Below are 18,586 nucleotides of genomic sequence, written 5' to 3' on the forward strand. Positions count from 1 at the left end.
CTCCTCGTCAGCCAGTCGGCCGCATGGAATAGCCGATGTTGGTATCGAATCGGGCGCCTTTGCTGCCCTCGGTCTGTAGGCGCGTCCCAGGCGGGGCGTTGTTCAGGTCGACCGTGACCTTGACCTCCTGCGGCTGAGCCTTCAGCTGGGCGACCTGCTGGGCGAGTACGGAAGGTGCGGTCGTCGGTGGTCGCGGGAATATCAATGGCGCGGCCAGAGCGCCGGCGCCACCGGCACCACCTGGACCGCCCGCCCCACCTTCGCCGCCGGGTGCGCCTGGGAGGCCGCCGCCCATGAGGTTCGCCGGCTGGTTCAGGCCGGCAGCCATCCCGGCACCAGGTGCGCCACCCTCGAGGCCGATGAATTGCTTCAGCCAGCCGGGGATGATCGATTGGATGGCGGCCACCGCCGCACGGAACTTGTCGCCGAGTACCTTCGCCAGATCCCAGCCGGTCAGGTACTTGATCAGCCCGGTGAAAGCCTCGTACATCAGCGTGACCGGGTTGAACTGTTTCCACAGCTCCAGCAAGCCGGACAGCAGCCCGTCCTTGAAAGCCGCCTTCACCTCGTCGAACTTGGCCGACAGGCGTGCGGTGATCTGGTCCCAGTTCTTGTAGATGACCACAGCCAGCCCGGCGATGGCGGCGATCGCGGTCAGCACCAGGCCGACCGGCGTCGTCAGCATCACTGCACCGAGTTTGACGAAGGCGCCGATCAGGGCACCCACCGACTGCACCAGGGCGCCGCCGATCAGCACGGCCAGCGTGCCGAGGACCAGGTTCAGCCAGCCGACCTTGTCGCCGATCCAGCTGATCACCTTCGCCACTGGCCCGAGCACGTTGCCGAGATCCCTGAAGGCGGCGACCAGTTGCTCGATTCGGTCCGGCAGGCCGGCGGCAAACTGCGTCGCCCATTCCTTTATCTGCGGGAGGTTGGCGACGATTACCTCGCGGAACGCATCAGCGAGTTTCGTCAGGATCGGAATCACCGCCGCGCCAACTGTGTTGCGCAGCCCACGGAATACGTCGGACAGCTTGTCCAGGCTGTCGCCGAAGTCATCGCCCTTGGCGACCGCCTCGTTGTCCAGCACCAGGCCAAGGCGCCGCGCCTCGGCGGACATGTCCGCCAGCCCGGCGGCGCCATCCTTGAGGGTCGGGATCAGCTTGACGCCGGCATCGCCGAACAGCCGGGAGGCGGCGGCCGCGCGCAGCTGCGGATCCTTCATCTGCTGCAGGCGGTCGGCGATCTGCGGGAGGATCTGTTCCAGCGAGCGAGCCGAGCCGTCGGCATTCTTCACCGCGATCCGCCAGCCGCGCAGCACATCCTTTGCCTTGCCCTGGCCGGCCGCGGCAAGGCCGACATTCTTCGACAGGGTTTTCAGGCTGCTCGCCAGTTCCTCATTGGACACGCCGTTCTGGTTGGCGGCGAAGCGCCACTCCTGCAGCTTCTCGGCGCTGACGTCCAGCGAGGCAGCGAGGTCATTCAGTTCGCCGGCGTAGTCGGCCGTTTCCTTGGCCAGCGCCACCAGCGTCCCGCCGACCAGCGTCGCCGCGCCGGCCACCGCCGCGCCGATGGTGGCGATCCGTCCGACAAGCCCGCTGAGCGCTTTCCCGACACCGCCAATCGCGCCGGTCAGTTGGCCGAAGCCGACCTTCTGGCCGATGGCCGCAAGCCGGCTGGTGATCGGCGCAAAAGCCTTCGAGATCCCGGCCGCCGCCTTGCGCAGCGGCGCGGTGAACTGATCGACCGCCTTGATGACGATGTCTAGGCTGTACTGCTTGTCTGCCATCTTGCCCAGTCCTCCGCCCGTTTGAACCAGAACATCAGGTCATCCGCCGTCATTCGGTCGATCTCGCTGGGCTGGATATGTAGGGCGCCGGCCAGGGCGGCGCCGATGTCGGCATAGTTCAGCGGCCAGCGGGCAAAATCTTTGCGAGGTGTTCCGAGATCGCGTCCAGGTCCTCGCCGTCGAGTTCGTCGATCACCGCCTTCGGCTGGCCGCTGATGCGCTCGATCAGGTGGCCGAGCTCGTCGGTGGTGATGTGCTGCAGATCGGGGATCTGCCGCAGATGCTTGAACTTCACCCGTTTCAGGGTCAGTTCGGTGATCGTCTCCGAGCCGAACTGGATCGGCTCGATCAGAGGCACGGTAACGCTCTGCAGCCTGGACATTCAGCGGATCTCCTCGGCGCTCATGCCTTCGAAGCGCACCGTCTGGTTACCCTCTTCCGTGTTGCCGGTGCCGTCGCTGGCTTCCACGGCGTTGCGCAAAGCGATCAGCTTGCCGTTGGCCAACTGCAGCGTGACCGTGGCGTTCGTGACGTTACGGATCTTCTCCATGCTGATCTCCGCGCTGTCGGTAATTTCACCCTCGATATAGGGGACCTGCGGCAGCTCCTTGTAGCCGTGGATCCCGTCGGCGCCGACGACCATCTCTTTCTTGTTGGCGCCGAGGTTGTAGGAGAAGTTGCCCTTCGCGTCGTAGCTCTCGCCGTCGATCTTCAGGCTGATGATGCCGCCCACTCGTGCCATGGTTGCCGTCCTCCCTCAGAGCCGGAACTGAATCTTGACTGCGACCACCCGCAGGGCGTTGACCAGGTCGGGCGGAAGCAGCATGTCGAGCCGGTTCGGGTCGGACAGGTTGCGTTCGCTGATCAGGTCCTGCTTGAACTGGTCGGCGTTCTCCACCAGACCGAGCAGTTCCCATTCGCGGAAGCGGTTGAGCGCTTCGGCCGCCATGGTCTTCGGCGTGACCACCTGCTGCCCCGGGCCGTAGCGGGTGCCGTCGTCGGCCAACTTCGAGCGCGGGTATTTACGGCGAACGAGATCGGCCCAGTCGTGACGGATATACATGACAGTGAACAGCGTCTCGACGTCGAGGTAGCTGAAGTCCTCGGCGCCGGCGGCATTCTGCTGGTAGGTGGTGATCAGTCGTTCAGCGACCATGTCGGCGACCACGACCTTTGTCGTCGCGATGCCGTCGAACAGCAGGCTGTTGCGCTCGGCATCGGTCAACTTGTCGCCGGTCTGCGGCGGCAGGCACCAGGCGTAGTTGATGTTCTGCAGCGGGCGGGCCGGATCGATTGCCGCATATTTCGCAGCGATGGCCATCGTCTCGGCGGCCTTCTCCCAGTTCGGCATCGGCTCATAGCTGGCATGAGGCAACCCCAGATGCGGCGAGTTGTGCAGCGCGCCGATGCTGGCCAGCTCCCCCACCGTGCCGCGCACCGCGCCGAAGGCATGCGCCTCGATCTCGCGATCCCAGGCGAAGCGGCTGGCAAGCTCGTTCTCCAGCTCGCTCAGGTTGGCTTCGTCGGTATAGCCGACCGCCCAGACCTGGAACCATTCCTGGCCGATGGCGGCCAGCGCGTTGGCGATATCCGGGTTGCCGGTACCGCCCGTGAACGCGGTCGTCGCCACGGTCAGCCCGGCCGGCAACGCCTGGCCGTCGAAGTAGTTGGCGCGCACGTCGAGGCCGTTGCCGGCTTCCCCGGTGTTCTTCGCCGTCAGCGTCACCACCTCCGCGGCGGCGGCAGCCGTCACCGGCAGATTCGCATTGCTGGTGATGGCAGCGGCGATCTTGGTCGCCACGGCCGCTGCCGCATCCCCAGAACCGACGCCGACATCGACCCGGCGCCCTGCGACGAACAGGTACAGCGTGCCGGCAGCCGTCGCCGTGCCGCCGACCGTCACGGTCGCGGTCGCTGCGGCGCCGGCGGCGGAGTCCTCCAGCGGCATCGCGTGCAGTTCCGTGTAGGTGTCCTGCGCCATGGCGGCGCGGACCATGCCGGCGAGCATGCTGCCGGGACCGAACAACGCATCGGCCTGGGCCACGCTGGTCACGCGCACCAGTTTCTCCGCAACCGCGCTGCCGCCGGCGGTTTTCGAGCCGATGATCAAGCGCCGGTAGGTGATGCCCTGCGGGCCACGCACTGCCTGGCTATTGTCGACTTCGGAATAGACCCCGGGCTTGCGCAGGCTGGCCGGTCCCGGAATGGTGTCGAAGGAGATGGGCATGTCATTCGCCTCCCTTGTTCTGGCTGGACGCGGACTTCGGCGCGGCGGGCTTGTTCGCCACGACCACCACGTCGCCGGCCTTGATCAGACGGCGCCAGTAACTGTCGAGCTCAACGCGTTCGCCATCCGGCGAGAGCAGCTGGAAATCGCCCGGCCGGCGCACGCGGCGTCCCTCGGCGGGTTTCACGGTCGCGGTAGTCATGGTCCGAGGTCCTCGATATGGGAGTGCGCCTGATCAGCCGGATCGGGCTGTTGGTTCTCCAGCGAGTAGTCCACCCAGACGCGCCGCAGCCATGGCAGGTCGGCCGCACTTTCCGCGGTGGGCTGGTCGTCCAGGTAGATGGCGTCGAACAGCAGCCGGGCGGCGCCGATGTTGAGGTCGCCGGCATCGCTGAAGTCCATGCTCGTGCTCTTGTAGATCAGGTCGTTGAGCAGCCCGCCGAGGGTGTCATCGGCAAGCATGAGGATTTCCACCTGGCGGCAGAGATTGTCGAGCTGGCTGTCGAGTGCGGCATTGCCCTCCACCAGGATCTCGATGGCGAGGTCGCAATGCCGCTCATAACGCCGCGGCGCGCTGTTGAAGAGGCCCGCGGTCTCGTTCAGGGTGTAGATGGCGATCGCTGGCAGCTCCGTCGCCCAGGCCTTCGACAGGAAAGGACTGGCCCGGGTCGAATAGACCGAGCCGCCCGCACTGGTCTGGTTGAGCAACTGGGTGACCGCCTGCTGCCGGATCGCCTGCCGCGGGTGCATGCTCATGCCCTCCGCAGGATCAGCACGGCGCCGGAGACGCCGTCCTGCTGGACATCGTCTATCCGGTACAGCACATCGCGGACGCGCACGGTATCGCGCCGTGTCGGCATGCCCGGCATATCCTGCAGGCGCACGCCGAGCGCGGGATTGGTGCTCGACACCACCGCCTGGGTCTCCGGATCGATGACCAGGTGCGCCTTATCGAACACGGCCCAGGGCAACCGCACGCCCTCGCCGACACCGCCGACGAAGTAGGCCACCTCGTGGGTCTCCACCTCATCGAAGGTGCGGAGCGCGACGCCGAGCATGCGATCGGCCATCTGCTGCCAGGTCATGGCTTATTTCGCCTTGGCGGTGGCCGTGACGCCGCTCGCAGCGGCGACGCTGACACCCACGCCATTCAGGCGCACGCGCCCGCTGCTCGACGGGTTCGCCGCTTCCTCGGTGGCGTAGCCGATCAGCGTGTCACCGGCCAGGCCCACGGTGGCGCCACCCTCTGCAGGCGTGGCGAAGATCGGCACAAAGCGCGTCCAGGCCTCGGCCGGCGTGGTCTTCGGGAAGGCGAACACGCCCGTGGTCTTGAGCTCGACCTCGGCGCCCTCGGCCGCGTCGGCTACGGCGACGCCGACCAGGTCGCCGATGGTGTACAGCCCGCCACTGACGCATCCGCCGGCAGGTGCGATGCCGGTCAGGGTGTCGCCGCATTGGATGAAGTTCTTCATGGTGCAGCCCTCGCATGGAATGGTCCGGGATCCGACTCAGGCCTTCGCCTTGGCCTGCAGCGTGCTCGGCGCCGCTCCGGGGTTCTGGTACATGCCGCGGTAATCCTCCCAGGCGCCACCGAACACCAGGCGCGCCTTGACCTCCAGGCCATCCACTTCGAAGCCCTCGCGGGTCTCGGTGAAGATCCCCTCCTCGCCCTCGAGGTACGCATAGGCGATGGTGCCGACCAGCGCGGGATCGGCGGACAGGTACCAGCGGTAGTCCTTGATCCGGCTCTCGACGATGACCTGCAGGCTGGTGTTCTGCTTGGTGTTGACGTTCTTCGGTTCAGCCGGCACGTAGTTCGGGCTGGTGTATTGGTAAGCCGCCAGCTCCTGTTTCGGGCCGACGATCAGGTAGGCCGGCTCGATGTTCAGCTCGTTGCCGTTGGAGGTGGTCTGGAAGCGCATGGCTTCGCGGCCAGCGGACAGCGACTCGACGGTGATCGCCGAGCCGGCGGCTGCCAGGTTGCCATGCTCGGCGCTGAACACCGGCTTGCCGTCGCTGTATTCGGGGTTCGACAGGACGAGGTCCCAGACGATCGCCGACTCCTTCTGGCTGGCGGCGGCGCCGAGCATCGACGGGATGCGGTCGAAGGCGTTGAGGTCGTCGTTGACGATCGCCTCCCAGGTGATCGCCACGATCTCGCCGTACTTCAGCACCTTCAGCCAGTTGCCGGACTCCCCGAAGGTGCCGTACTTGTACTCGCCGCCCTCGTTGACCTTCTCGAACGGCGTCAGGTCGCCGAGCTGGACCATGGCGATCTGCTTGAAGTCCGGCACCGTGGTGCGGCGGGTGAACGCCTTGAAAGTCTGCGCCGCGAGCTGGTAGGCCGCCATCAGGGTCTTGCCGACCGAGTTGGCCAGGATCAGCGGGAAGTCGCTGGTCGAGTGCATGCCGGCGGCGCGGATGGCCTGGGCGTTATAGTTCAAGGCCGCCTGCGCGATTTCGCGCGGATACATGCCGGCCGGATCGCCGCCGGCTGCGCGGATGCATTCGGCGGCCATGCCCAGCAGACTGAGACCGCGGTAGCGGCGCCACTCCGGCTTGATCTCCACCGAGCCGGGGCGGATACGATTGCGGAGCATGCCCTGCATTGCCTCGCGCATCAGCTCGCTGCCGCTGGTATCGACCTCGATGCGCAGGCCGCTCTTGATATCGCCCTGCTTGCCCTGGCGCTCGGCCAGCTTGTCGAGCAGCTCGGTACTCGAGTCGGCGACACTCACGCCACGCTTGACCAGGTCGTCGGCAATGTCCTCGCCCAGCCCCACCTTGCGCACCATCAGACGAATCTTCTCGGCACGCTCGCGTTCGGCAGCTTGCGAACGTTCCTCGGCCTCTTTGCGGATGCGGTCCTGCTCGGCACGCGCTGCTTCCTCGGCCGCCAGGCGTTCTTCTTCGGTCATGGTGTCCACCTCGTTGTCACGGGTCGGGGAAGAGTCGGCCGGCGCCGAGGCCTGCCGGGTCGGGAATTCCGTGGTCACACAGTGCCCCTGATAGTCCTGGGCACGGGCGAAGGTGCGCGCGGCGTCCATTCGCACCTGGGCATCGGCATCGAAGCCGAACGGGACGAAACTCACCTCGAAGGGTTCCCAGTCGGTGGCGCGATAGATTGGCAGCTTGTTGTCGGATTCCTCGGTGACCGTGTAGCGGTGCACGAAGTAACCGACCGAGAGGTTGCGGATGATGCCGTCGCGCACATCGCGGAAAATCGCCTCGACATCCTCGCGCTGGCTGAAGCGCACGGTGGCCAACGCCTCCTCGCCCTCGAGCCAGGCGCGCTCGACCACGCCGATGACTGTCGACAGATCCCAGCGCTGATGGGTATCCAGCAGCGGCGCCCCGTTGTTCAGTCGGTCCAGGCGGATGGCCGCGGCGGAGATCTCCAGCTCCTCCAGGTAGTCGCCGATCTCCCAGGACCAGCGCAGTCCCCGGGAGCCAGTCGACCAGACAATGTCGACGGTGCGGGCATCGATGTTCAGCGACTGCGGGCGTACCGCCGCACGGACATGGAATGCCGGTGTCACGAGGCGGGTGGTCGGTGCGGGTTCAGGCATCGCTGGTCGCCTCCGTCTCGCTGGTTTCCTTCGACTTCTCCTGGTCATCCGGTTCGCTACTGCCCGAAACTGTCCCGGCGCCGGCGGCGCCGACCTTGCGCGGATCGCAGTCGAGGACAATGCCGAGCTCGTCGAATAGGGTGTTGTCCGCGGCGATCGCCATCGCCAGCGCGCGCGGATTGCGGTAGCCCTGCTCCCGCACGCTGTCCGACCAGCTCATCTGGCCGTTGCGGATCGATTCCTTGGTAGCGTCGCCTTCGGCCTTCGGATCCAGCACCACCTTGCGCGGCGGAACCCATTCGGCCGGCACGTCCTCGAACACGGCGTCCGGCTGCAGCAGCTGCGCTTCGAGGAACCAGCGCCACACGCCGGCGCACAGCAGCGGGATCAGCATTCGCCATTGCCAGACGTGTACGCGCTGGTAGAAGCGCAACCAGCCCATGCGGCCGGATGAGAAGTTCACGCCCTTCAGGTCGCCATTGAGGATCTCGTATGGCACGCCCAAACCGACGCCCACTGCATGCAGGGCCTGCCACGAATAGGCGCTGTAGCCGGAGAAGGTGGGCGGCGTACCGAAGGTCACCGACTCGTTTGGGCCAAGTTTTTCGATGATCCCCGGTTCGACATGGTCGATCAGCGGCGGCGGCTTGGCAGCCTGGACTTCGCCGGTGGGGTCGGAGCTGACGAAGGCCGCGAAGCAGGCTGCGATCTTCGCCTGCTCGATGACCGCATCGTCCATCTCGTCCAGGTTCTTCATGCGCTGCAGCACTGGCGCGAGCCAGGTGTAACCCCGTGCCTGGCCAGGGCGCAGGATCATGAACACGTGCAGGACATCGTCTGCCGGCACCCGCTTCGACTCCAGGCCGTGGCGGTACCCCATGGCGCCGGGATGCTCGCTGAACAGCCAATAGGCGACGCGCCGGCCGATCGCGTCGAACTCCACGCCCTGGATGATCCGGCCACCATTGGCCAGGTCGCCGCTCTTTGATTCGTCGAGGTAGTCCGGTTCCAGCACCTGCAGTTGCATGCCCAGCGGCAGGCCATCACTGGCCTTGCGCCAACGACGGCGGATCAGCACCTCGCCGGCCTCGGGGATAGTGGTGGCACAGAGATGCTGCAGACCGTAGAAGTTGTTCAGGCCATCGGCATCGCACGCCGTCGTCTCGGCCCAGGCCTTCCACAGTTCAGCCAGGTGCTCGTTGACCCGGTCGGTGCGACCGAGCGGACGCGGCACAATGCCATGTCCCACGGAATAGTCAGCGATGGCGGAAATGCCGGATTCGGCATAGGGATTGTTGCGGCGCTGGTCGCGCGCCCGGTTGCGCATGCGCGCCAGGGCCGGCGCCAACTCGGCGTTGGCATCCTTGCTGGTGGCCTTCCAGCCCTGGTTGCGGCGACCGACGGCCGCGGCCTCGAAGGCACGGCGGACGCCCTGCTCGAGCAGCTGGTAGCGCGCCATCTTCAGGCGCGCCTCGGCCCGGCGGGCGGCCCAGCCCGGCATCAGCTCGACGAGCCAGTTAGCCATGGCAGCCGCACCCGCGGCCGGCGATGTGATAGCCGCCACAGCAGCCGCAGAAGCTGCACTGTCCGCCGGCGCCGGCGGTGGTCTGGCCCTTGGTGAAGGAGGCGTAGGTTCTTTGCGGGGTGCTGAGCCCCATGCCGAGCTGGCCGGCCATGAGGTTGAGGATGCGGATCATCTCGTCAAGCGACCGGTAGGTCACCGACTTGTTCTGCCCCGCACCGGAGTAGTGGACGGTCAGCGCGCCGTCCGCAATAGCCGCCTCCAGGGCGTGATATTGCTCAATGGTGTAAGCCACGTCCGGCAATCCTGACGTGGCGCCCTTCCCCTAACGCCTGCTCAATCGTCCGAGCAGCGCCCTTCCCCTAACGCTCCCGGTCCCAGTACCGCGACCGGCGCCGCTCCGGCTGCTGCTCTCCAGCGCCGTTAGCGTGCTGCGTTCCACTATAAGCCGCGGATTTCGTACTGTCAGCTTTCCGGCTTATACCCAAACTCTCCTCGACCGCCAACCAGTGCTCTTCCGTGTAGCGATCGACGCCATGCAGATAGGCCGCGGCGCGCGCATAGACCGCATCGTCGAGGGCCTCGACCCGCAGTCGCGTCGGCTCCCAGGCTGATACCAGGCGCCCCTTCACCAGGCGCGAAACCAGTTGCTCACCAGTGAGCTGACGGAAGAACTCGTCGTCGAGCTGAGGGAAATGGAGGAAGCCGGTCGGCATGGGGTCATCGGGACCCGGCAGCTCACGGCGCAGGTCGGCATACAGCTCGGCCTTGATCAGGTTCTGCCCGACCATGAACAGCTTCACCCCGCGGCGCGATTTCTTGCCCTGGCGATCGGACTGAACCGGCTTGGCCGCGCCGACCAGGACGGCCATGTTCGCCCCCTTCAGCACCCGCACCCGCATGGAACTGTGCCGTTGCGCCCAGCGATAGACCACGGCGGTCTGGTCGCCGGAGTCGATGCCGAGGGCGGAGATCTGCATGCATACACCCGCATGCGCGTGCGGCCAGACCTCCTCGAGCATGGCATCGAGCTTGCGCCAGGGACTGTCCTTCGCATTCTCGTCCGAGGTATCGCCGAGGAATTGCCGGTGGTCGATGACCCATCGCTCGCGGTTACGCCCCTCGGCCAGGACCAGCACGTCGAGCCAGCCGCCGTCCTTGCCGCTGCCGCGCTGTACGTCGACGCCGGCGAACAGCAGCAGGCCGCCGGCCGGCACGACGTTGCGCGGATAGTCCTCTCGACGGTTGTACAGGCGTTGCCAATCGGGTGCCTCGCCCTTGTCCTTCCAGGTCTCGGCCAACTGGGTGTTGATAAATACCTTCAACAGCTCCTGCGAGCGCTGCGCCTTGACGAACTTCTTCGCCAGCTTGCTCACCGGCTCCCAGGGGCTGGCCAGCTTGGAGACCTTGAAGCCGGCATGGCCCTCGAACGGCGCGGTGGCGATCCAGCCGTAGTTCGGCAAATGGCGGGCGGCCTTGATCGCCCGGCGCCGCTCGAGCTCGCTCCAGGGCTGCTCGCATGACGGGCAGTGGTATAGCGCCTCCTGCGGGCGCCCCTCCGGCCAGCGTACCGATGACCAGAGCATCTCGTTGCGTTCGCCGCAGTGCGGGCAGGCCGGGACGAAGATACGCATGTCGCTCTGTGCGTAAGAGATGGCGATGCGGCTGCCGCGGCCGTCCGGCGTTGGTTCCAGGGTCGGGCTGCAGGTGAGGATCTGCTTCCAGTTCCAGAAGGTCGCCGCACGCTCGCCCAGCAGTGTGGGCGGGTCACCCTCATCGCCGGCGCTGCCCGGGTACTTGTCGATCTCGTCGCAGAGCACGATGCGCACCGGCCGCATCGCCAGATCGCCAGGGGCATTGGCGCCAACGATGGTCAGGTGGCCGCCGGGGAATTGCTTGTGCAAGAGAGTATTACCGCCGTCCCGGGCGCGCTTCGGCGGCAGGATGCCACGCAGCTTCGGGCTGTCGCGGAACATCGGGTCGATGCGGTCCTTGCTGAAGGTCTCGCCCATGTGCACGGTCGGCAGCATGACAACCATCGGCGCCGGGTCCTGGTGGGCGTAATAGCCGATGGTGTTGAGGATCAGCTCGGTCTTCAGCAACTGCGTGCAGCACATCATCGTCACGGTGTGCACGGTGGGGTCGGTGACTGCCTCCATCGGCCCGCGGGCCACCTCGACCATCGAGGTTTTCCAGCGGCCCGGCTTGGACGAGGCCTCGGGCGAGAGGTAGCGGTATTCGTCCGCCCACTCCCAGAGGTTCAGGCTAGGCGGCGGCCTCAGTACCGCGCGGGCCTGTGCCAAACGCTCCAGCAGCATATGGATCCGACAGCTCCTGCAGGGCCTCGAGGACATGCCGATCGATGATCGCCTCGATCTGCACCAGGTCGTCGAGCCCCTGCAGCTCCGGCGCCATGATCACCTTCAGTGCCAGCAGACGTGCCCGGATCGCCGCGTACTCCTTTTCGACAGCCTTGGCGACCTCATCCACCGCCACGTGCTGCCCATCCAGAATGCGATATTCGAGCTCCTGCTGGAGCGATTTGAAGTGCTCGTTCCGGCGCCGGCTGATGGCGATCTCGGGAAGCTCTTCCTCGTCGATCTCGCCCTCCCCCTCATCGTCACCGCCTTCCGCCACCCTCGACCGCCGCGCCGGCGTGAAGCCGGCAGCCGGGCCGGCCTGGACACGGACCGGGTGCGGCACCAGATCGGGTCGGCCCGAGTTGACCTGCCACAGGCGAACACCTTCTGCCTGGTCGATCTCGATCTTGCCGGCTGCATTCAGGCGCGTCGCTCCCTCCAGACGGCCTCGCTTCACCGCCTTGCACACCGCCGCCCTGGAAATACCGAGCAGCTCGGCGAAGTCCTTCTGCGTTACCCAGACCATCTGCCAACCTCGCAGTTAACTCAGCCGAGGGTAGCACCGCGCCATGGACCGATATAGGCAGGATCACGGTCATCCAGATACTCAGACACACATCACCGCCTGTCAGGTCTCTTGTGACCCGTGGAGTCCCACCGTCATAAGTCAATGGTGGGCTGCCGCTAATCGTTAGGATTCCGACCTTTCTGACCGCCCTTGGAGGCACTAGAGGTAATCCCATGCGCATTCTGAAACTGCTTGCCGCCTGCCTGGCACTAATCCCACTGCTTTCCTTTGGCGAGGCATCCTCCGTTCAACCGCCTGCCGACCAGGTGCAGTTCATGAATATCGTCAAGGAATACGCCGAGCTCTACCAACAGGCGCCGAACGAGCTGAAGAAGTCGACTGTGGTGCGCAAACGCAACGATGCATTCCAGGCGGTCAAATCGGATCCGCGCAAGCTGAAAGGCTGGATCGGTACCATCGAGAAGCTCGGTACCACCGGAGATGGCGATGCCTACCTGGTGATCAAGTCGCCCATGGATGGAATGACCTTCGGCACCTGGAACAACTCCCTGTCCGACTTCCAGGGCAAGACCCTCATCAAGAACGGCTCCCCGCTCTACGAGGCGTTGTCGGAGTTGCAGGAAGGCGATGTGGTCAAGTTTTCCGGTGCATTGGCGGGGTCGAAGAACCTGACCGAGGAAGGCAAGATGACCGAACCGGACTTCCTTTTCCGCTTTAAGGCGGTAGAGAAAGTCGGCGGCTAGCGCCGATCCCCTGGCCGTCGCTTGCCGGCGGCCAGGAGAAAATGACGGTTAGGGCTGCGGGCTGTCCGCCGGCGGCGTGACCTGCCGGGCCAGGGCGAGCCAGTCGACCACCGGCGGCAGGATCACCTGGTGCTTGAGTTGCTGGGTCAGCTTGGCCTTGATCGATGGGGTCCATGGCTGGCCGCTGCCGAGCACTTCGCGTTCGAACCAGATGCGCGCCTCGGTGAGGAAATAGGTGAAGTCAGTCGCCGCCTGTTGTTTGCTCCTGACCAGTTGCATGGCCAGGGCGAACATCTCGTCTGGAATGTCTTCGACACGGGCGACCTGGAAGGCCACGCGCAGGTGATTTCTGACCCATCGCAGGGATTCCTCGCGCATGGCCCAGCTGATACTGGTCAGGCTGATCTGTTGATCCAGGGCTTCCCAGTGTTCCTTGGTCAGCGCCGGGCGCATGGCTGGCGCGTGGATGTAGGCGCCGGTCTTGCGGATGGCTGGCAGCACCTCACTGGTCACCCATTTCTTGAAGCGTTTTGCCTCGGCCTTGCGGCTGCGCAGGATGGCCGAGTAGAGACCGGACTCGTTGATGACCAGCAGCTCTTGCTCGCCGCCGGGGGTGTGCACAATTGACACACCCTTTTCATCTTCATCGAGATGACGAGTCATTGCCGAGGCAATGCTGTACTCCAGCGCAGCGGCAATGTCGGAAGCGACAAACCACGGCTGATCGTCGATCAGCAGGGTGCGGATTTCACGGGAATTGAAGTGGAACGGAATGATGTCGTTGGACATGGCAAAGCTCCTGAACTGATGGAGTTCCCGCCACCCCGAGACCAATCAGGGAGGACGGAACCGTGCAGGGTTGGTCTACCGGGTTCAGGATCCGGCGCACCCGAAGGTGCCCCCGCACGGCCCGCCCATAACACGGGTGCAGCCATGCTGCGGACACAAAAACGCCGCTCGTGAGCGGCGGTTCGTATCCGCCTGAACTTCCGGGAGACCAATCCCAGGCCGCTGGATTGACAGCGACGAGGCGAAAGGTAGCCAGTCCCCGGAAGCGAGTCAACCGGCATGCCGCAGTGGCCGGTTAACGGTTAACCGTGCTGCGGGCCAGTCTCTAGGCAAAAATCGGGCCTCGAATTACCCGCAATTCACTCCCGCGGGGAAGGACCCGTGACGGGGGGGGGTAGGCCATCACCGCGCATGGGTCCCGCCTCTCACCGCCAGGTCCTGAGCAGCTGCAGCACCACCGGCAGCAGCTCGACGAAGCCGACGATGACCACGACGATCGCCGCGGCACCACGCATGAAGCCGAAGGCACGCGTCTGGCGCGTCTCGATCCGGCCCAATACCTCGCGAAGGTCCTTGCGCTCGTCCTCCAGCCCGCTGATCCGATGTTCGTGCACCGCAGCGCGCCGCTCCAGAGCGTTGACCCGCTCGGGAATGCTGCTGGGCGGCAGGGCATCCATCAGATGCGGACCAGGTGAAGCGGATTATTCGGCATGCTCGTTCTCCTCTTTCACAGGCTGCATCGCCTTTGGATGGATATCCCGATGCACAGGTGGCCGTTCCGCCCTCTCCAGTACCCCCAGGCTGAGCACGTCGGCCAACACCGCATCACGCCAGTAGCGGAGTAATTCTTTCGGTGTTCCGGGTGGTGGTGGAGCCCGGAATCCAGGACGAGCTCTCCAACCGAGATCCCAGTATTCAACCTGCGGAACGATTAGGCCTAGAAATCCACGGCGGACACGCACACGCCCGGTAAGTTGCCCGCAACTGGGTGAAGTCATGTCGCCTCCTTCCCCTCGCCGACCAGCACGTCGATGGCTGCAAGCAAAATACGCTGTTCGCTCGCCGCTATCGGCAACCTCCTGATGCTGGCTGCCATCGTCTGCAGCTCGGCAGGATCCGTCGCTCCGACCAGATCGCCAAGCGCGGCGCGCAGGCGATCGCCCTTGGCCAGCGCTGTTGCCAGTTCGGCGCGGCTATTGACCAGGGCGCGGTCGCGCTCGCTGACCTGCTGGCAGATCCCTTTGCTGCCAGCATTCCATGCGCGCCAGGCATGCTCGTCGGCCGAGCCCGGTGCCTGGCCTTCGGCCGAGGCCAGCCAGGCCTCGAAGCGCTCGCGCTCAGTCCGCATGCTCGCCTCCAACGCGCAGTAGCTCGCGATGCCCGCTGGAGTCCATCGGCGACACAACGCCGGCGATCTCCATGGCCTCCAGCAGCCGGGCGGCTCTGTTGTAGCCGATCAGCAGCTTGCGCTGCACGAACGAGATGGATGGCCGCTGGTTCTTCGTCACCAGGTGAACGGCTGCCTGATAGAGCGGATCTTCCTCGCAGGTCGTCATGCGTTTTCTCCCCCTTGTTCCTCTCGCAGATAATCCTCGATGGTCGCCTTGGCCGCCTCGAAGCCCTTGCAGATCACCGCCATGAAGCCCTGCCTGGCCAGCCACTCCAGCCAGTCGGCCTGCTCCGGCTCGAGGTGGCCGCCCTTCAGCCGCTTCAGCTCGATGATCAGGCCGGAGAAGCCCTTGCGCGGAGTCAGCAGGCACAAATCTGGGAAACCAGCACGCATGCCGGCGGCCTTCTGCCGCTTGGCCGTGCGCGGGCGCATCCGCGCGCCGGCGCTGGAAGCGGCCAAGCGGCCGCGCAGCGCCGGGTAGGCCAGGTCGAACCATGCGACCAGAGCGATCTGGTCCTGCTCTTCCAGCGGCACCAACTGGCGCGACCTGGCGGCATCCGACCTCATGGCCGACTCCGGATCTGTGCCTCGCCGAGCTCGCCCAGCAGGACCAGCAGCCGCCGCGAATCGCGCAAATCCCGGCGCAGGCATGCGCCGACCCGCAGGTTATGACCCGCCACGAGCAGGTTCAGCGCCGCCGCCAGCCACATCATCGTTTCGGCCATGCTCATTCGCTCCTTCCCTCCAGCCAATCGGCGAGCAGCCTGGCCAGGACACGCACCGCACCGAGCTGCTCGGGCTCGGGGCAGACCTGGTACTGCAGACGCTCACGGGCCAACTCCAGCACCACCTGGGCCAGCTCGGCCGGCAGCACCAGCGAATCGGCCGGCACGGGGTACAGGCGCTGCCAGTGGCGCAACACCTCGTCGCCGCCGACCGGCCGGAGCAGCTGGACCTTGCGCCGCAGGCCGCTCTGGAAGTACCAGGCCACCGGCCTGATCGGTTCACTCATGGGGTGCTCCCTTGGTCTCGTCCCGCCGGATCCGCAGGGCGGCCAGCAATTGCTCACGTGCCGTAACGCCCGTTACGTCACTCAGTCCCTGGACCTCCATCACCCTGCGCAGCCAGCGTTCGCCCTGCTCGTCCTGCAGCTGCTGCTGGGAACGCATCGCGTCGTTGCCGATCGCCTGCAGCACCGGCCCGTCGAGCGGCTCGCCCTGTTCCAGACGGTGCAGCACCACGGCGTAGTGGTGTTCGAAGCGGGCACGCAGGCCGGTGTCGAAGGTCTCCGCTCGCTGCAGGTCGAACAGCCCGGTCAGCTTCGCCGCCGCGCGCACGGCCGGGTGGCTGTAGCGGCTGGCCAGCGCCTCGTACCAGGCGCCCGCGGCGGTCGGCACGCCGTCGATGTGCCGGCACAGCTCGATGAATTCGGCCGGATTCGGCGGATACTTCGAGACCTGCACCATCCGCTGCAGGCCGCGATCGATCTGGGCATCGCTCAGCGCGCGGACGGCGGTCAGCCAGATCCGCTTGGCCAGCACGGACGCCTCGGGCTCCGCGTAGTACTTCGCGTACCAGGCCGGCCAGGTGATCCGGATCGTCGTGAAGATCTGCTTCACGGCATTCCGGGCCATGCTGTCGAGCGGTGTGACGGCCTCCGTTACGCGGTCCGTAACGTCACCAGTTGTCGTCGGTGAGGATGTCAGCAACGCTTGGCACACGCTTCGCGTCAACTCGTCCACTCGGTCCATCGGTTCCTCCGGAGGCCTGCGCCTTGCGCAGGTCGCGTTTCATGGATTTCGCCAGCTCGTGCTCCCACTGGCCCTGGCTCCGGGCCGTGTCCGGCCGGTTGATCCAGTACGAGCGGAACTCGAGCAGCTGGTCGTTGGTGAGCGTGACGCCGGACAGGGCGTTACGCGTTACGGTCGCCGGCCAGCCCCTCGGACTGGGCACCCAGGCGTCGTGCATGGCGAAGCGCTGCTCAGGCGACGTCGCGGCGCCGGCCGGCGGGCGCTTGCCGCGGGCGGCGCCGATCGGCAGGACGCGGGCCTTGCCGCCTGGTGGCCGCTGCTGGTGGAAAAACTCCTGCCAGGCGACGAACCAGTCGGCGCACAGCGCCGCGGCGCCCTGCCGGGCATGCCAGTGCTCGGCGAACTTCTCCGCGGTCAGACGGATCTTCGAGGCGCCGAGGCCCGGGCGCTCGGCCTCGGCCCATTCGAGCCAGGCATCGGGCAGCGCCCAGTCGGCGGGCAGTGCCGTGCCGGCTGGCGGTGGGGGTTCTGGGGAGCTGGCCGCGACGGTATCGGGCGATGGCGCGTTCGCCGGAGGGGGCGGGGTCTTCGCGTGCGCGTTACGCGCGCGCTCCCCCTCTCCGTCAGGAGAGGGTTCTTTTCTACTCTTATCTACTCTAGGGTCACTTGTGACGTCACCTGTGACGTAACGCGTTACGTCACTTTCGTTACGCAGACGCTCGGCCTTTTTCCGCTCCCGATACTCCCGCTGACGCTGCGCGCCGGACTTGGCGGACGCCCCGCGAATCTGGCTGCAGACGTTGTATTCCGCGAAGTTCGGCAGGGTGACGGTGCATTCGGCGGCATCGAATTCGGCCCAGCCGACCGCTTCAAGCGCCAGCCCGAAACCAGGAATGCCGACCAGGTCATCGATGTCGGAGAGGTCGTAGTTGCGGTACACGCCGTCACGCGTGTTATTACTGGCGTCACTCCAGAGCGTAACGAGTGACGCAACCGTAACGTGACGCATAACGTTACGCGTGACGACGTCACGCATAACGCCGTCACGGCCGTGACTCATCACCCGGCAGACCGCCGGGCTCTGCTCCAGGATCCGCGCGATCCCGTTCACCTTGGGATCGGACAGCAGGGACGAACGCATCTTGATCCAGGCGCCAGCCATGATCAGCTCCCCGACAACGCCGTTACGTCACGGACCGTCACGGAGCCGGCATCGATGCCATTGCAGGGCTTGTTGTTATGGGGCGGCAGGTGCCCGTCCTGGGTACGCATGGCATGCCTCCTCTGAGGCGAACGAGGCCCTCGGGTGGAAGCTGGCTTCCCCGATAGGCAAAGGTTGAGTGGATTTCTGGCCAGCACGCAGCCACGACCAGGACCAGATGCGAAGAAGCCCTGGTCCTGGCCACGGTCAGTCGCTCCAGTCCAGTTGATCGGACAGCTGATCGATGTGTTGAACGTGCTCCATCCAACGCCTGGCCTGGTGCAGGATCGTTTCGATGTCCCGCTCGTTGAAGCAGCGCATGTCGATCGGCACAACCTTCAGGTCGAGCACGGCGAGGATCCGGGCGAACTCCAGAAACTTCTCGCACTTCATGCGGCTGATGGTTGACTCGTCGCAACCGACCGCAAGCGCAACGGGTGCGTTACCGACTGATGCCAGTCGACGCATGATCAGGGCGTTGTTCCTGTTAGCCCTTGCTGTTTGCTCCGGGTTCAATACCTGCGGTGACATTTACACCACTGCCCTAGGCGACCGATTTTTTTTGAGGATGACTGGATGGATGGGGAGCAGCCAATTGGCTTTGGTCTTCCCTGTAATTGATTTCTGCCTGTCCAGAGGGGAATCGCTCCGGATAAAGAATGTGGATCTCTGTGAGAGCCCCCTCAAACACCAGGCAAAGCCGCTCAGCAAGCGTT

Annotated in this window: 24 protein-coding genes; 1 reads left to right on the forward strand and 23 read right to left on the reverse strand. The window is 65.6% G+C overall.

Annotation, left to right across the window (positions count from 1 at the left end; all coding sequences use genetic code 11):
• Positions 1-7 precede the first annotated feature (7 nt).
• The 13 genes from JFY56_RS02695 to JFY56_RS02755 form a co-directional block, all read right to left on the reverse strand.
• A complete protein-coding gene (locus JFY56_RS02695) occupies positions 8-1,789 on the reverse strand; it encodes a phage tail tape measure protein (protein ID WP_208311926.1) in 1,782 nt (593 codons plus the stop codon).
• Positions 1,790-1,907: 118 nt separating this feature from the next.
• Positions 1,908-2,171, reverse strand: a complete 264-nt coding sequence (locus JFY56_RS02700) for a phage tail assembly protein (protein ID WP_208311927.1) — start codon at positions 2,169-2,171, stop codon at positions 1,908-1,910.
• Positions 2,172-2,531 carry a phage tail tube protein gene (locus tag JFY56_RS02705; protein WP_208311928.1) on the reverse strand — a complete coding sequence of 120 codons (360 nt, stop codon included), beginning with the start codon at positions 2,529-2,531 and terminating at the stop codon, positions 2,172-2,174.
• A 15-nt stretch (positions 2,532-2,546) separates the two neighbouring features.
• Positions 2,547-4,016, reverse strand: coding sequence for a phage tail sheath C-terminal domain-containing protein (locus tag JFY56_RS02710; protein ID WP_208311929.1), 1,470 nt, complete (start codon positions 4,014-4,016; stop codon positions 2,547-2,549).
• Between the two features lies 1 nt (position 4,017).
• Positions 4,018-4,218 carry a DUF2635 domain-containing protein gene (locus JFY56_RS02715; RefSeq protein WP_208311930.1) on the reverse strand — a complete coding sequence of 67 codons (201 nt, stop codon included), beginning with the start codon at positions 4,216-4,218 and terminating at the stop codon, positions 4,018-4,020.
• Positions 4,215-4,772: a hypothetical protein gene (locus JFY56_RS02720; RefSeq protein ID WP_208311931.1), complete on the reverse strand. Its 558-nt coding sequence runs from the start codon at positions 4,770-4,772 to the stop codon at positions 4,215-4,217. The genes JFY56_RS02715 and JFY56_RS02720 overlap by 4 nt, the downstream gene beginning before the upstream one ends.
• On the reverse strand, positions 4,769-5,101 hold the full coding sequence (locus JFY56_RS02725) for a head-tail joining protein (RefSeq protein ID WP_208311932.1): 333 nt from the start codon (positions 5,099-5,101) through the stop codon (positions 4,769-4,771). The genes JFY56_RS02720 and JFY56_RS02725 overlap by 4 nt, the downstream gene beginning before the upstream one ends.
• A gap of 3 nt (positions 5,102-5,104) precedes the next feature.
• The gene (locus JFY56_RS02730) at positions 5,105-5,488 is read right to left on the reverse strand and encodes a DUF2190 family protein (RefSeq protein ID WP_208311933.1); all 384 of its coding nucleotides are present in this window, start codon (positions 5,486-5,488) and stop codon (positions 5,105-5,107) included.
• Positions 5,489-5,524: 36 nt separating this feature from the next.
• The gene (locus JFY56_RS02735; protein ID WP_208311934.1) at positions 5,525-7,585 is read right to left on the reverse strand and encodes a prohead protease/major capsid protein fusion protein; all 2,061 of its coding nucleotides are present in this window, start codon (positions 7,583-7,585) and stop codon (positions 5,525-5,527) included.
• Positions 7,578-9,110 (reverse strand): phage portal protein, encoded by a 1,533-nt coding sequence (locus JFY56_RS02740; RefSeq protein ID WP_208311935.1) that lies wholly within the window; start codon positions 9,108-9,110, stop codon positions 7,578-7,580. The genes JFY56_RS02735 and JFY56_RS02740 overlap by 8 nt, the downstream gene beginning before the upstream one ends.
• Positions 9,103-9,402, reverse strand: a complete 300-nt coding sequence (locus tag JFY56_RS02745) for a phage head-tail joining protein (protein ID WP_236032400.1) — start codon at positions 9,400-9,402, stop codon at positions 9,103-9,105. The genes JFY56_RS02740 and JFY56_RS02745 overlap by 8 nt, the downstream gene beginning before the upstream one ends.
• Positions 9,403-9,469: 67 nt before the next feature.
• Positions 9,470-11,425 carry a phage terminase large subunit family protein gene (locus tag JFY56_RS02750; RefSeq protein ID WP_208311936.1) on the reverse strand — a complete coding sequence of 652 codons (1,956 nt, stop codon included), beginning with the start codon at positions 11,423-11,425 and terminating at the stop codon, positions 9,470-9,472.
• Positions 11,373-11,993, reverse strand: coding sequence for a hypothetical protein (locus JFY56_RS02755; RefSeq protein WP_208311937.1), 621 nt, complete (start codon positions 11,991-11,993; stop codon positions 11,373-11,375). Before JFY56_RS02755 ends, JFY56_RS02750 begins: the two co-directional genes overlap by 53 nt.
• A gap of 317 nt (positions 11,994-12,310) precedes the next feature.
• Between JFY56_RS02755 and JFY56_RS02760 the strand changes: the two genes are divergently transcribed.
• Positions 12,311-12,739 (forward strand): hypothetical protein, encoded by a 429-nt coding sequence (locus JFY56_RS02760; protein ID WP_208311938.1) that lies wholly within the window; start codon positions 12,311-12,313, stop codon positions 12,737-12,739.
• Positions 12,740-12,787: 48 nt separating this feature from the next.
• Here JFY56_RS02760 and JFY56_RS24355 read toward each other — a convergent pair whose 3' ends face one another.
• From JFY56_RS24355 to JFY56_RS02810, 10 genes are all read right to left on the reverse strand, one after another.
• Entirely contained in the window at positions 12,788-13,528 is a 741-nt protein-coding gene (locus JFY56_RS24355) for a BRO-N domain-containing protein (protein ID WP_236032401.1), read from the reverse strand.
• A gap of 425 nt (positions 13,529-13,953) precedes the next feature.
• Positions 13,954-14,205 carry a hypothetical protein gene (locus JFY56_RS02770; protein ID WP_208311939.1) on the reverse strand — a complete coding sequence of 84 codons (252 nt, stop codon included), beginning with the start codon at positions 14,203-14,205 and terminating at the stop codon, positions 13,954-13,956.
• A gap of 317 nt (positions 14,206-14,522) precedes the next feature.
• A complete protein-coding gene (locus JFY56_RS02775; protein WP_208311940.1) occupies positions 14,523-14,876 on the reverse strand; it encodes a hypothetical protein in 354 nt (117 codons plus the stop codon).
• Complete coding sequence (locus JFY56_RS02780) at positions 14,866-15,084, reverse strand: DNA translocase FtsK (protein WP_208311941.1); 219 nt, start codon at positions 15,082-15,084, stop codon at positions 14,866-14,868. The genes JFY56_RS02775 and JFY56_RS02780 overlap by 11 nt, the downstream gene beginning before the upstream one ends.
• Positions 15,081-15,485, reverse strand: a complete 405-nt coding sequence (locus JFY56_RS02785; protein ID WP_208311942.1) for a VRR-NUC domain-containing protein — start codon at positions 15,483-15,485, stop codon at positions 15,081-15,083. Before JFY56_RS02785 ends, JFY56_RS02780 begins: the two co-directional genes overlap by 4 nt.
• On the reverse strand, positions 15,482-15,649 hold the full coding sequence (locus JFY56_RS02790) for a hypothetical protein (RefSeq protein ID WP_208311943.1): 168 nt from the start codon (positions 15,647-15,649) through the stop codon (positions 15,482-15,484). Before JFY56_RS02790 ends, JFY56_RS02785 begins: the two co-directional genes overlap by 4 nt.
• The gene (locus tag JFY56_RS02795) at positions 15,646-15,930 is read right to left on the reverse strand and encodes a hypothetical protein (RefSeq protein WP_208311944.1); all 285 of its coding nucleotides are present in this window, start codon (positions 15,928-15,930) and stop codon (positions 15,646-15,648) included. Before JFY56_RS02795 ends, JFY56_RS02790 begins: the two co-directional genes overlap by 4 nt.
• On the reverse strand, positions 15,923-16,537 hold the full coding sequence (locus JFY56_RS02800; protein WP_208311945.1) for a replication protein P: 615 nt from the start codon (positions 16,535-16,537) through the stop codon (positions 15,923-15,925). The genes JFY56_RS02795 and JFY56_RS02800 overlap by 8 nt, the downstream gene beginning before the upstream one ends.
• 58 nt (positions 16,538-16,595) lie before the next feature.
• Entirely contained in the window at positions 16,596-17,831 is a 1,236-nt protein-coding gene (locus JFY56_RS02805; RefSeq protein ID WP_208311946.1) for a DnaT-like ssDNA-binding domain-containing protein, read from the reverse strand.
• A 246-nt stretch (positions 17,832-18,077) separates the two neighbouring features.
• Complete coding sequence (locus JFY56_RS02810) at positions 18,078-18,401, reverse strand: CII family transcriptional regulator (RefSeq protein ID WP_208311947.1); 324 nt, start codon at positions 18,399-18,401, stop codon at positions 18,078-18,080.
• Positions 18,402-18,586: the final 185 nt, after the last annotated feature.

The organism is Pseudomonas schmalbachii (genome assembly GCF_017589465.1).
GTDB classification, from domain to species: domain Bacteria; phylum Pseudomonadota; class Gammaproteobacteria; order Pseudomonadales; family Pseudomonadaceae; genus Pseudomonas; species Pseudomonas schmalbachii.

Excerpts from the sequence above, each read along its gene's own strand:
- JFY56_RS02795 (WP_208311944.1), bottom strand. The coding sequence starts at position 15,930 with ATGAGTGAACCGATCAGGCCGGTGGCCTGGTACTTCCAGAGCGGCCTG.
- JFY56_RS02720 (WP_208311931.1), bottom strand. The coding sequence starts at position 4,772 with ATGAGCATGCACCCGCGGCAGGCGATCCGGCAGCAGGCGGTCACCCAG.
- JFY56_RS02805 (WP_208311946.1), bottom strand. The coding sequence starts at position 17,831 with ATGGCTGGCGCCTGGATCAAGATGCGTTCGTCCCTGCTGTCCGATCCC.
- JFY56_RS02695 (WP_208311926.1), bottom strand. The coding sequence starts at position 1,789 with ATGGCAGACAAGCAGTACAGCCTAGACATCGTCATCAAGGCGGTCGAT.
- JFY56_RS02810 (WP_208311947.1), bottom strand. The coding sequence starts at position 18,401 with ATGTCACCGCAGGTATTGAACCCGGAGCAAACAGCAAGGGCTAACAGG.
- JFY56_RS02780 (WP_208311941.1), bottom strand. The coding sequence starts at position 15,084 with ATGACGACCTGCGAGGAAGATCCGCTCTATCAGGCAGCCGTTCACCTG.
- JFY56_RS02710 (WP_208311929.1), bottom strand. The coding sequence starts at position 4,016 with ATGCCCATCTCCTTCGACACCATTCCGGGACCGGCCAGCCTGCGCAAG.
- JFY56_RS02775 (WP_208311940.1), bottom strand. The coding sequence starts at position 14,876 with ATGCGGACTGAGCGCGAGCGCTTCGAGGCCTGGCTGGCCTCGGCCGAA.
- JFY56_RS02785 (WP_208311942.1), bottom strand. The coding sequence starts at position 15,485 with ATGAGGTCGGATGCCGCCAGGTCGCGCCAGTTGGTGCCGCTGGAAGAG.
- JFY56_RS02700 (WP_208311927.1), bottom strand. The coding sequence starts at position 2,171 with ATGTCCAGGCTGCAGAGCGTTACCGTGCCTCTGATCGAGCCGATCCAG.
- JFY56_RS02705 (WP_208311928.1), bottom strand. The coding sequence starts at position 2,531 with ATGGCACGAGTGGGCGGCATCATCAGCCTGAAGATCGACGGCGAGAGC.
- JFY56_RS02730 (WP_208311933.1), bottom strand. The coding sequence starts at position 5,488 with ATGAAGAACTTCATCCAATGCGGCGACACCCTGACCGGCATCGCACCT.
- JFY56_RS02755 (WP_208311937.1), bottom strand. The coding sequence starts at position 11,993 with ATGGTCTGGGTAACGCAGAAGGACTTCGCCGAGCTGCTCGGTATTTCC.
- JFY56_RS02735 (WP_208311934.1), bottom strand. The coding sequence starts at position 7,585 with ATGCCTGAACCCGCACCGACCACCCGCCTCGTGACACCGGCATTCCAT.
- JFY56_RS02750 (WP_208311936.1), bottom strand. The coding sequence starts at position 11,425 with ATGCTGCTGGAGCGTTTGGCACAGGCCCGCGCGGTACTGAGGCCGCCG.
- JFY56_RS02770 (WP_208311939.1), bottom strand. The coding sequence starts at position 14,205 with ATGGATGCCCTGCCGCCCAGCAGCATTCCCGAGCGGGTCAACGCTCTG.
- JFY56_RS02760 (WP_208311938.1), top strand. The coding sequence starts at position 12,311 with ATGAATATCGTCAAGGAATACGCCGAGCTCTACCAACAGGCGCCGAAC.
- JFY56_RS02790 (WP_208311943.1), bottom strand. The coding sequence starts at position 15,649 with ATGAGCATGGCCGAAACGATGATGTGGCTGGCGGCGGCGCTGAACCTG.
- JFY56_RS24355 (WP_236032401.1), bottom strand. The coding sequence starts at position 13,528 with ATGTCCAACGACATCATTCCGTTCCACTTCAATTCCCGTGAAATCCGC.
- JFY56_RS02740 (WP_208311935.1), bottom strand. The coding sequence starts at position 9,110 with ATGGCTAACTGGCTCGTCGAGCTGATGCCGGGCTGGGCCGCCCGCCGG.
- JFY56_RS02725 (WP_208311932.1), bottom strand. The coding sequence starts at position 5,101 with ATGACCTGGCAGCAGATGGCCGATCGCATGCTCGGCGTCGCGCTCCGC.
- JFY56_RS02715 (WP_208311930.1), bottom strand. The coding sequence starts at position 4,218 with ATGACTACCGCGACCGTGAAACCCGCCGAGGGACGCCGCGTGCGCCGG.